Annotated in this window: 10 protein-coding genes and 1 tRNA gene; 6 read left to right on the top strand and 5 right to left on the bottom strand. The window is 36.6% G+C overall.

Features of this window, described 5'->3' with window-relative positions:
* Positions 1–6: 6 nt before the first annotated feature.
* Both D6734_08295 and D6734_08290 read left to right on the top strand, forming a co-directional pair.
* Positions 7–1,983, top strand: coding sequence for a hydantoinase/oxoprolinase family protein (locus D6734_08295; protein RMF94252.1), 1,977 nt, complete (start codon positions 7–9; stop codon positions 1,981–1,983).
* Positions 1,984–1,989: 6 nt separating this feature from the next.
* On the top strand, positions 1,990–3,588 hold the full coding sequence (locus D6734_08290; protein RMF94251.1) for a hydantoinase B/oxoprolinase family protein: 1,599 nt from the start codon (positions 1,990–1,992) through the stop codon (positions 3,586–3,588).
* A 136-nt stretch (positions 3,589–3,724) separates the two neighbouring features.
* Here D6734_08290 and D6734_08285 read toward each other — a convergent pair whose 3' ends face one another.
* Complete coding sequence (locus D6734_08285) at positions 3,725–4,957, bottom strand: hypothetical protein (GenBank protein RMF94250.1); 1,233 nt, start codon at positions 4,955–4,957, stop codon at positions 3,725–3,727.
* 142 nt (positions 4,958–5,099) lie between these two features.
* On the opposite strand from D6734_08285, the gene D6734_08280 reads away from it, so the two are divergent.
* On the top strand, positions 5,100–5,561 hold the full coding sequence (locus tag D6734_08280; GenBank protein RMF94249.1) for a hypothetical protein: 462 nt from the start codon (positions 5,100–5,102) through the stop codon (positions 5,559–5,561).
* Positions 5,562–5,572: 11 nt separating this feature from the next.
* Here the strand turns inward: D6734_08280 and D6734_08275 are convergent, their stop codons facing one another.
* The 4 genes from D6734_08275 to D6734_08260 all read right to left on the bottom strand — a co-directional run bounded on the left by D6734_08275 (position 5,573) and on the right by D6734_08260 (position 9,323).
* Positions 5,573–6,901: an FAD-binding protein gene (locus D6734_08275; GenBank protein RMF94248.1), complete on the bottom strand. Its 1,329-nt coding sequence runs from the start codon at positions 6,899–6,901 to the stop codon at positions 5,573–5,575.
* Between the two features lie 12 nt (positions 6,902–6,913).
* Entirely contained in the window at positions 6,914–7,405 is a 492-nt protein-coding gene (locus D6734_08270) for a hypothetical protein (protein RMF94247.1), read from the bottom strand.
* Between the two features lie 11 nt (positions 7,406–7,416).
* Positions 7,417–9,153 (bottom strand): hypothetical protein, encoded by a 1,737-nt coding sequence (locus D6734_08265; protein ID RMF94246.1) that lies wholly within the window; start codon positions 9,151–9,153, stop codon positions 7,417–7,419.
* Between the two features lie 96 nt (positions 9,154–9,249).
* A tRNA-Met gene (locus D6734_08260) sits at positions 9,250–9,323 on the bottom strand.
* A 109-nt stretch (positions 9,324–9,432) separates the two neighbouring features.
* Between D6734_08260 and D6734_08255 the strand changes: the two genes are divergently transcribed.
* From D6734_08255 to D6734_08245, 3 genes are read left to right on the top strand one after another with little or no spacing between them, the layout of a single operon-like run.
* Entirely contained in the window at positions 9,433–10,377 is a 945-nt protein-coding gene (locus D6734_08255) for an NDP-sugar synthase (protein RMF94245.1), read from the top strand.
* Between the two features lie 20 nt (positions 10,378–10,397).
* Positions 10,398–11,174, top strand: coding sequence for a type III pantothenate kinase (locus D6734_08250; protein RMF94254.1), 777 nt, complete (start codon positions 10,398–10,400; stop codon positions 11,172–11,174).
* A gap of 60 nt (positions 11,175–11,234) precedes the next feature.
* Positions 11,235–11,882: an MOSC domain-containing protein gene (locus D6734_08245; GenBank protein RMF94253.1), complete on the top strand. Its 648-nt coding sequence runs from the start codon at positions 11,235–11,237 to the stop codon at positions 11,880–11,882.
* The last annotated feature ends 250 nt before the right edge of the window (positions 11,883–12,132 follow it).

Below are 12,132 nucleotides of genomic sequence, written 5' to 3'. Positions count from 1 at the left end.
TTTGAAATGCCTGATGAAATCATTATAGGTGTTGATACAGGGGGGACTTTCACCGATTTTGTATTTATAGAAGATGGAAGATTGAGAACTTTAAAGGTTCTTTCTACACCGTCAAATCCTGCACAAGCGGTTTGTGAGGGCATTGAGAAAATAGCGAAAGGAAGAAGAAAAAAGATAGTTCATGGCTCAACAGTTGCAACGAATGCTTTGCTGGAAAGAAAAGGTGCTGAAACAGCCCTCATAACAACAAAAGGGTTTGAAGATATAATTGAAATTGGCAGGCAGAATCGGACAAAAATTTACAGCTTGAAATATAAAAAGGAGCCGCCTCTCATACCAGAGGATAAACGATTGTCTGTAAATGAAAGAACTTTGCATACGGGTGAAGTCTTAAGAAAAATCAACCTCGATGAAGTTAGAGAGATAATCGAGGAAGCAGTAAATAGAGGCGCAAAATCAATAGCTGTATCTTTACTTTTCTCTTTTGCAAACCCACAACATGAAGAAATTATTGGAAAGGAATGCATTGAAAGAAATATACCAGTTTCTTTGTCCCATAGAATTGTTCCGGAATTTAGAGAATATGAAAGAACATCAACTACAGTCATAAATGCTTATGTTTCGCCGGTTATGGAAAAATACATATCTCAACTTAACGACTATGTTTTAGGCGAGGATAAATTAACTATTATGCAATCAAATGGAGGATGTATTTCTGCGGATACTGCAATGAATGAAGCTGTAAAAACAATCCTTTCTGGACCTGCAGGTGGAGTTGTCGGTGCCTCTTCAGCGGCTTTTGAAAGCGGAATAAGGAAAATCATATCATTTGATATGGGAGGAACTTCTACGGATGTTTCATTGATTGACGAGAAATTGTCAATGACGACAGAATCTTATATATGCGGGATGCCTGTAAAAATACCAATGATTGATATACATACTGTCGGTGCTGGTGGAGGTTCGATTGCAAGATTTGATGAAGGAGGGGCACTCAGGGTAGGTCCTGAGAGTGCTGGCGCCGATCCCGGACCTATATGTTACGGCAGAGGGAATGAAGTTACAGTTACAGACGCACATCTTTTTTTGAGCAGGTTATCTGAAAAATATTTTTTAGACGGATTGATGAAGCTCAATGGAATGAAAGTTGAGACAGCCATAAAGGAGATGGCAAAAAGGAATGGCATTGACCCATTAACGCTTGCAGAAGGAATCATAGAGGTTGCTAATTCTACTATGGAAAAAGCGATACGAGTAATTTCTGTTGAAAAGGGATATGATATAAGAGATTTTTATCTGCTTTCCTTCGGTGGCGCAGGCGGCCTTCATGCTGTTGACCTTGCTGAAAGTCTTTCAATGAGGGGAGTCATAATTCCTTATGCGCCCGGTGTCTTGTCAGCAATTGGGATGGTCAAATCTGATATCATCAAAGATTATTCTTCAACTGTTATGCTTCGTGAAGATGATACCTCCTTTCAAGAATTAACAGAGAAATTCAAAAGTATGGAAAAGAAAGCAGTTGATGAAATGATGAAAGAAGGAGTCAATAAAAGCGCAGTTTCATTGATGAAATTTCTCGATATGCGGTATGAAGGGCAATCTTATGAGATAATAGTCCCCTTTACAGAAAACTACATCGAAAATTTCAATGATCTTCATAAAGAGCGGTACGGATACAGCCACAGCGGAATTGCTTGTGAAATTGTAAATTTGAGGATAAGGGCAATAGGGAAAAGAGAAATGACAAAATATGATCCGAAAAAAGACAAAACTGTGGGGCAGAGAAGTTTTGTTGAAAATTGTAATCTTTATTATAAATCACAGCTATTGAAAGGAAAGGTTTACAGCCGTCAAGGGCTTGATGTAGGTGAAACTATAGTAGGCCCTGCAATTATTGTAGAGTATAGCGCTACGACATTTATACCTCCGCACTGGCAGGCTACTATTGATGAAAATTTAAATATATTCATTCACAGAAGATAAAAAGGAATGGAGAAGATAGACCCTATACAACTTGAAATATTCAAAAATCTCTTTTCTTCAATAGCTGAAGAGATGGGATACACTCTAAAGCGCACCTCATTTTCACCAAATATCAAAGAAAGGAGAGACTATTCGTGTGCCATTTTTGACTGTAAAGGAGATATGGTTTCACAGGCGGCACATATACCTGTGCATTTAGGTTCGATGCCAATGTCTGTGAAGGCAATTTTACAGGAGTGCCCTCCATCAAAAAATTCTATGGCAATAGTTAATGATCCGTTCAGAGGAGGGACACATTTACCTGATGTGACGATAATAGCTCCTGTTTTTTTGAATGAATCAAAAAATCCTCTCTTTTATGTGGCAAATCGGGCACATCATTCAGATATTGGAGGAATGACGGCCGGTTCGATGCCCATTTCGACATCGATTTTTCAGGAAGGCGTAATAATTCCGCCTCTTCTTCTTGTGCGTGACAATGAAATAGATGAAAGCGTATTAAGACTCATTACGAGCAATGTGCGCACAACAGAGGAGAGAAGAGGAGATTTCAAGGCACAGGTAATGGCAAACAATATTGGAATTAGAAGGATGCGGGAAACAATAGATAAATATGGTGCAGAGTTAACGAGTTTTTATGCAAAGGCACTTCAAGAATATACTGAGAATATCACAAGAAGAACGATTAAAGATATCAAAGACGGTGTCTATGAATTTGAAGACTATTTGGATGATGATGGAATCGGTATAGAATCAATAAAGATCAAAGTTGCTATTAGAATTGAAGAAGATAATCTTATTGCTGATTTTTCCGGAAGCTCAAAACAGGTAATGGGTTCTGTCAATGCAGTGGAAGCTATCACTTTATCAGCATTGATTTATTCAGTAAGATGTTTAATGCCTGAAGATTTGCCCACCAATGAAGGGATTTTTAAACCGATAAAGTTGATTACTGAAAAAGGAAGTGTTGTGAATGCAGAGTTCCCTGCCGCAGTTGCAGGAGGAAATGTTGAGACCTCTCAGAGAATTGTTGATGTTATCTTGGGCGCGCTTTCCAATGCGGTGCCCGATAAGATATGTGCCGCATCACAGGGAACAATGAATAACATTGCTTTGGGAGGATTTGACCATTACCGAAAAAAGAATTTTGCCTATTATGAAACAATAGGAGGTGGAATGGGAGCTTATCGAGGAGGTAACGGAGAATCAGCTATTCATTCACATATGACGAATACACTGAATACGCCCATAGAGGCGCTGGAATATGATTATCCTATTTTAATTAGAGAATATTCAATAAGGAAAAATTCTGGTGGGAATGGAGAGTATAAAGGCGGCAATGGAATCGTTAGAGAGATTCAATTCTTGACTGATACTGAAGTAACTGTCCTATCCGAAAGAAGAAAGTATTCCCCTTATGGGATCTTTGGTGGAGGTAGTGGACTTTGCGGAAGGAATATTGTCATAAGAAAGGGTAAGTATGAAGATAGAGCCGGAAAATTTTACGAAAAAATGAATTCTGAAGACATCCTCCGCATAGAAACACCAGGGGGAGGAGGATATGGCAGTGCAGAAAAGAAAAATGGTGATGCTGATCTCAAATAATTTTCCTCTTATCTTTTGCCAACAATATTCTCCTTTTAGGAACATCATCATTCCTGATGATTTGTTCAGAGAGTATGTCCATAAAAATTAGAATTGCAAGAGGATTTCAAGTGAGAGTAAGAAGCACAGAAAATATTCATTTTCTGCCTTTTTTGAAATTAGCCACCGTACCCTTTGTTTGTTCGATCGTTAGGGCATTGTAAGCAGGTTTATATTCATAAATATCCTTGCCGATTGGATACTTCTTATATTTTTTCAAAGGTGTCGAAAAATAAGTAATCTTGTGCGAGCCGTAGCTCATAATAGTTGAAAATTTTCCGGGCACCTTATAGCCATAGGAGTATTCATACGCCCCCTGTCCTGAAGAATGCGCTCTGTCATGGGCACAGCCAAGGTTGTGGCCTATCTCGTGTGCAAATGTCCTTTTATCACAATAATAACCGTGTCTTGTCCTTTTTTTAACTTCAACAACAGAATAACCCAATCTTGAAAAGCTTTGATCTACTGTAGTCATCAACCAAGCAGTCCCGCATGAGGAATTATTTTTCCTATGCTTGAATTGCCTAACTAAACAAACAAGATCAGCTTTATATTTCCTTCTCAATAATTTTACATCTTTATTTTGTGTTATATATTGAAGAGCTTCACTGGTATTATAAAGTTCACTTGCTTCAGTGTCATAGAAGGGTTTGAATGCGACGATTTTCAATTTTAAATCTATATTACTATTTTCATATCCCTGATTTGCAATGTCTGCATAATGCTTAATGAGAGTTTTTAACTTATTTTTGTATTTTAGTTTTATAGCGCTAGTGTATAGGACAAGAACATCTATTCTATTTCCACTGTCAGCGGCGTTTGCTTTGAAAGATTTTTTCTCATCTGAATCATATGTCGAGGGAGGAGTTAGTGCACCTCCACATATGGGAATCATTTTAGTGTAATCTTCTTTTATAATTTTATGGCTTTTGCCTTTTGGTTCAATAGAATATAGTTCATTACCAGTATTTATTTCACCAAACATCTTTTCATCTTTTACAGTGAAAATTACATTAGAGAATCTGTTGCCTTTTACCGTTCCGAACCATGAGAAATTTTCCTTCTCAGAAATTACTTTTTTTCTTTCTATTATAAGATTCTTGTCAGGAAGGTTTGCCAATATTCTTCTTGGCATCGTTCGTTCCGGATCGAGTATCGAAAAGTCGATTTCAACCTTTTTTATGGAAGTTGTCTTCTCATAATTCTTAAAGCTTTTCCTTGCAGTCTCTTCTTTGTCATAAAAAAGCTGAGGAAGATTTTGTGCGCGGACAAATGAAAAAAGAGATAAAGATATGAGGATAAAAGAAAGGATTGTTATATCTTTTCTCATAAATAGTTTTAGATAGTTAAATTAGATAGTTAAAATTTTATAACCAAATTATTTTACATAATATCTAATCTTTTTTTACAGGGCAAATATAATAATAAGATTGAAAGAGTTTGATTATAAATTCAAAGAGAGGAGGAGTAAAATGTTTAAGAAGAAAGTTTTTCTATACCTTTTGGTTTGCATATTGGTGCTTTTCTTTGCCGGTGCTATCTCAATAGGATATACGGGATATAAAGGTTACAGGTGCTATTCACAGGGGAAGATAGTTGATTATATCCTCGAGAAATGGAAAGAACGCCTTGATTTGACTGATGGACAGGTGGAGGAAATAAAAGCTCTTATCGAAAATACAAAGGAGGAAAGACAAAAGATAAGAGACAGCTTGTGCAGTGAAAGAAAGGCTATTGCAGAGATATTCTTCAGAGAGGACTCGACCAAGGATGAATTGATGAATGAGTTGAATAAAGTAAAAGATAATATTTCAAGGTTAATGGAGAGTTTTTCAGGGCTTGCAATTGATATAAAAAATGTTCTTACCCCCGAACAACTTAATAAATTAAAGGAATACTACGAACAGAAAGGGTATTGTAGGTTTGCAAACTAAGATAGAAGACTCTACGATTTTCGTTTTTTGAAAAACTGCTTGATGCCTGTAAATTTTTGAATGTTCTCTACTTCAAGCATATCCATTTTTTTTATAATTGAAGGCATCTCCTTTTGGATTTTGGGTATTAAAGGTTTGAGGGCGTTCTTTACGAGACGCACAATCAAGAAAGGGTTGTTAGTCCTTCTGAGAGGTTTTCTGAATAGACCAAAAAGATAGTTGAGTTCTTCTTCTGTAAATATATTGCAGAAAGGGATGAGCAGAAACATATTTCTGTAATCGTCGAAGTCAGCATATGATTTTTTCCACCAATTTATATAAGAGATGATACCATCTCTATTTAGCTTATTATTGCGAAAAGCTTCAGCTATGCTGTTTGCCGCTTTCCAACCACACATCATCGAACCGGTAATTTCTGCTTCCCAAAACCATGCTGAATCACCTGCAAGCAAAACATTATCCTTAAATGGTTCTGAAACAGGCGACCTCATATTGGTAACGAATCCCACCCTTCTACGGATTCTAAGATTCGGGAACCAGCGCTTATAAACGCTTTCTTTGGTAATGAAATCGAATTCCTGAGGAGTTTTTACTGCAAACCAGAATTCATCTTTCTCATAAGGACTTGGGATTATCCAAAAAAAGGAATGAAAGGAGCTATTACTTTTGAATGCATGGCCTGAAATAATGGCTTCAGATTGAGGAATTGCTGTGCCTGTCAAATAATAGGTTATCCCGGAATTTCTTCCAAAGAATAACCTTTCTTTATTGAAACCCATCTGTTCAGCTATGATTGAATTCATTCCATCTGCTCCAATAAGGAAAGTGCCTTCGAAGAAATCTTTGCCGCTCTGAACTTTCACATATTTTTTCCCTTTTCCCACTTTTTCGACATATTTGCCCGTTAATATTTTAGCACCGAATTTCTCTGCCTTGGTTAGAAGACTGGAAATAAGATATCCTTTATTAAAGACAAAGGAAAGACGTCCTGCATCTCCTTCTTTGAAAGATTTTTCATAATTACCGAATTTCAGACAGGTTTTGCCGTTAGGTGCATAAAAATGCCATGCATAATAGTTTCTTCTTGGACCGTCATAATCCACTGTGAAGCCATTGACAGGAAAAACCATTTTTTTGTTTTTATCGTTGTAATACATCCGTTCGCCAAAGTAATAATCGCTTTCTATGGCAAACATCGATGCGCATCCTCTTGTCAATTTGGAAGGATCTTTTTTTCTTTCGAGAAGAAGAGTATTTAATCCAATTTCAGCGGCTGTTTTAGCGGCCATTGCTCCGGCAGGGCCAGCACCTACAACTATGAGATCATATTTTTTTCTCATTTCTTTGAAGGGCTATTTTTTTGAAATCTTCATTAAGCAGAACTCATCACCATTGGCGATTCTTTTTGTCAATTTCATCTCATAGGAAGTATTTTCTGTCATATATTTTGAATTAAGCTCGCAAACGAACTTGCACACTGGCTCATCGAATTTCAATGCGTTAGCAGCTTCGTTATAGGGGCAATAAGATAGCTTTGAATGGACTTCATTGTCGGATTTGAAAACAACTTCCGGAGCAAAACCTAACGATTTATCTTCCTCATTGGCGGCTAATGCCGCAACCACTTCAAAAGGAAGATTTTTTGGGTCGATGTTGTAATCCCTTAACGTGTCTTCCATATACATCTCATAGAGTTCTTCATACATCTTTTCAGCTTCTTTCCCAAATTTCTTTTTGAAAAATTTGAATGTCCGTACTGCCTGAAAACTGAATTTATCCCTCAAATATTTGAACTGCTTTTCAATAGGAATACTTTTATCGATATATATATCCTTATTGTTCATTTTTCATTCTCTCATTTTAAGTTACCCTTTGCTGCATCTATTATATGTTTAGCAAGGATTTTGGCAAGTTGTGGATCGTCATTTATCGGTATCCACAAATCCCATGTTCCACGATACTGATTCTGCACAGGCTTGTTGGGATTAGGTTTCCCTTTAGCAGGGTCGTAACCAAGATGTCCATAGCCGCTTAAATCAAATGCCAGTGAAGGGTCTAACATACCTCTTGCCTTTTTGAGTGGCGTTTGTCTTGGTGGAGGATAGGGCCTTCCATCATCGCACCCTCCCATTTCGAAACAGCAATCTTCATCACCGCATTTAGTATTTACCCAAACACCCCAATAGTCAGGGAATGGATTTCCTTCCAACGGGTATGTCTTATAGTCTCCTTCGTCAAATCTAGCCCAAGTTCTGGTTCCTATTTCCACTGCAATTTGACAATAAATCTCCACTAAATTTAATACTGAATCTGTTACTATCTGAGGAAAGGCGATAACGATATGCTTTGCTCCTCGTTTTTTTAGATATTCGAGGGCATCCCAATATCTATAACCCCATTCCTCAGTGGGAAGTTGCTTGTTGCTTTCATAGAGCCAAGCTGACCCCAATGTTTGCCCTCTCATCCTTCTTGTGCGTTCTACTAATCCGTTTTTAGGATTCAGTTCTTTCACACCGAAAAATGCGCCAATAATATTTTCTGCTTTCATAGTAGGGTGTCGTTGAAGAAGTATTTTTTTTATGTTTTTATTCAATAGTACTGTGTCGTTTATTTTTGGGTCAAAAGATTCATCGTTTTCATGTAGGGCATGATTCAAAAGCAAGACTGCTGTATCAGCGTCAGATACAGATTTATTAAATCTTTTTTCTATTCCTACAACATTTAGTTCTGCCAACTTTATGTCTTCAGCAATAGGATTTGGATATCCTTCAAGGGGAATATGTCTGTCTTTATCAGGTATTCCAAGCGACCTAGTCCATCCTTCCGGCTTTTCAGGATAAGATCTTTCCATTAGATTTTTATAGTCATTTACCCATATCAAAGGGATTGCCTTTTTGTGATTATTATTCCATTTATCAAGAACTTCTTTTGCTCTTTGGACAAATTCAAAGGTTTTGGAAAACCGAACACCTCCCACAGTCATATCGGCAACAATAATTTTGGACACTCCCTTTTGAAGAAGTCTTTCAACTGGACCGTCAACATCGTAGCGATTTGGATTACAGTCTTTCCAAGGTCCATCCTTTTCACCTTCGCCGCAGTATGTTATTTTATCGCCGCCCGGTGGAGGATTGAGAAAAAAGCGGGGGTAGGGCAAATATTCTGGATGGCTTCCTCCCATCCATGCACCAAGCTCAACTTCAAATTCAAGGCCTTCTTCATTTGATTCCAATTCTCTTTTTAAATTTGAAAGCTGTTTTTCTGTTATTTGATAAAAGGGATCAATGCCTCCGATCCGTTTGTATTCAAATCTGTATTTTCTTAAAAAACTCTTTGCATACTCAGACATTGGAGAATTCAGTACAAGAGGCCAATTCTTCCTTTTCCACATTACAAATTGGTAAATAGGGTGATTTTTATCGTATGAAAATTGCTGAATGACTGCATCAAACATATATTGTGGTTTTTCCACTTCCTGTCCACCGTGAACAGTATAAATGACTCCAATTTTTTTTGGTGCCTTTGCGCAGGAAAACAGAATTGTAAGAATAGGTATAAGAAAAAAAATCCGTAAGAAAAATTTATGAGACATTTTATCCTCCATAAATGAATATTGAATATTTATGCAACTCTTTTCACAAACAATTAAAGGTCTTATAGGCGGGCAAAGATTTGTCAATAAAAAAAATAGCGGGGAGAGGATTTGAACCTCTGACCTTCGGGTTATGAGCCCGACGAGCTACCAGACTGCTCCACCCCGCATCGAATTGCTTGAATTTATAAGCGTCTTAAAGAGATTTGTCAAGGAGTTATTTTTTCTGATAATATAACCACAAAATTTATATATCAAAAAAATTTAAATGATAAAAAAATGAAAGCAATGATTCTTGCAGCCGGTAAGGGAGAAAGGCTATTGCCTTTGACACTGACAAAGGCAAAACCGGCACTTCCTGTATTCAACGTGCCAATTATAGTCCATACACTCAATTTTCTTTATAAATATGGAATAGAGGAGGTTTTTATAAATCTACATTATAAGCCTGAAAGTATCAAATATGCCATTGATGAGTCATTCGATAAAGAGATGAAAATTACTTTTTCTTTGGAAAGAAAATTGCTTGGCACAGCAGGAGGATTGAAGAAGGTTGAAAGATATTTTAGTGATGAAACATTCGTTGTGATTAACAGTGATACACTTTTGAATTTTGATTTGAAGGAGATGATTGTTTTTCATAAAAAAAACAATGCTGATTCAACAATGCTTCTTGCATATCCCAACAAGGATGACTCATTTGGGAAAGTTTATCTATCAGATGATATGCAGGTGGTGGATATTCTTGAATTGGTTGGCGCGGAAAAGAAATGTAATCCTATGAATTTTACTGGCGTTCATATTTTAGAACCATCAGTTTTTGATTATATCCCAAAGGAGGAAGTCAAAGAGATAAATTCAGATATCTATCCTAAACTAATCAAAGATAAAAAAAAGATTTTGGGGTTTGTAAACAGGGGGTATTGGTGTGATGTAGGGACATTGAAAAGATATCGAGAGATTCAAACAGAAGTAGGTGACAATATAGCGGCTAACTTTAACATTGAAAAAGACAAGAATGGATGTTTAATTGGAAATAATACGATTATTGATGAAAGCGCTGAAGTCTTCAATTCAGTAATAGGGAAAAATTGTCGCATTGAAGGCGGTTGTAAAATTCGTAATTGCGTAATTCTTGACAATGTTGTCATTAAGAGAAATACTCTGTTGGAGAAAGCTATAGTTTGTTGCTTTGATGGGAAATTGCAGATAATTGATTGTTAAAAAGGGAGAAAGATAGGTTTATGCTATTGGCAGTTGATGTTGGAAATACAAATACGGTCATAGGGGTTTTCAATGGAAATGAAATAATTGTAGATTGGAGGATTGCAACAGGCACTCGATGGACAGCCGATGACTTTTTTGTAGTCTATAAAAATCTTTTTGAGTTTGATAACAGAATACGGTTGGAAGAAATCTCATCAGCAGTAATATCGAGCGTTGTCCCTGCAACAATTTCTCCTTTAACTGAAATGTGCCTCAAGTATTTCAATTTAAGTCCTCTTATTGTTGACAACACAGTAGAAACGGGGCTTAAAAATCTCTATGATAATCCTGCTGAAGTTGGTGCAGACAGGCTTGTAAATGCAGCAGCAGCTTTTAGAAAATATGGCGGTCCTGTTATAGTCGTTGATTTTGGCACTGCCACAACCTTTTGTTATATCTCAAAAAGTGCTGAATATTGTGGAGGAATTATTGTGCCGGGCATTAAAATTTCTATTGATGCACTATTTGAAAGAGCGGCCAAACTTCCAAAAGTCGAGTTAATTAAACCTCCCAAGGTAATAGGTAAAAATACGATAAACAGCATACAATCAGGCATAATATACGGTTATGCATCTCTTGTTGACGGAATAATTGAAAAGATGGAAAATGAGATTAGTGAAAACCCCTTTGTCGTTGCTACAGGAGGACTTGCAGATTTGATAGCGCCTCAAAGCAAAAAGATAAAAGAAACAAATCAGATGCTTACGCTTGAGGGGTTAAAGATAATTTATGAATTGAACAAGAAGAAAAGCTAACCAAAAGGAGTAGTTGACAAATTGGAAAAGCCAAAGATAGTTTCAATTCAAATTGGGAAAGTGGCTTCCTATAGCGGTGATGGGAAAGAATGGCAAAGCGGTTATATAAAGAAGCCGGTAGAAGGAAGGATAAGAGTTTCTGTTACAGGGCTCGAGGGTGATGAACAAGCAGATATAAGAAACCATGGAGGCCCTGACAAAGCAGTGCTTGTTTATCCTGAATCTCATTATCAGAAATGGCAAGAGGAATTGCACATTGAAAAACTCGATTATGGTTCATTTGGCGAAAATATAACCATTTCTAATTTGACTGAGGAAGATGTATGCATTGGAGATGTATTTGAAATAGGAGATGTAAAACTACAAATTTCGCAGCCCCGTCAACCCTGTTGGAAAATATCGAAAATTTTGAAAAAGGATGGACTTGACAAAAGAGTCCAGGAAACAGGACATACTGGTTGGTATCTGAGAGTGCTTCAAGAAGGCGAAATAGAATCGGATAATGAATTTAAATTGATAGGCCGTCTTTTCCCTCAATGGACTGTGTTGAAAGCACTGAGAATTATGGAAAATGCAAAAAATAATCCGAAAGTAGCAGGAGAATTGGCATCTTGCCTTCTTTTGTCTGAAAGCTGGAAGAAAACTCTGCGCTCTTTTGCTGATGGTAAAAACAGCCAATCAAAAGACGATAGATTCAAAGGTCCATAATCTCTAAATATTTTGATTATTTTAGAGCACTTCTCTTTTTTTTGGATAAAAGCTAATATCCAAATCAATAGAACGATTTATTCCAAATCTCCAAACTATAGAAGATGAATTCTTTTCTATTGAAAAAAATCTATCTGATGATAAAGTTAGCACTTATTTTTTAAAGATTTTGAATATAAAGATTTAGGTTTCATATTTAAAACATATTGAAAGAATTAAATATTTCATATTAAAGAGAACTATATAAATC

Source organism: Candidatus Schekmanbacteria bacterium (assembly GCA_003695725.1).
Lineage (GTDB): Bacteria > Schekmanbacteria > GWA2-38-11 > GWA2-38-11 > J061 > J061.
This window is presented reverse-complemented; position numbering and strand designations above follow the sequence as displayed.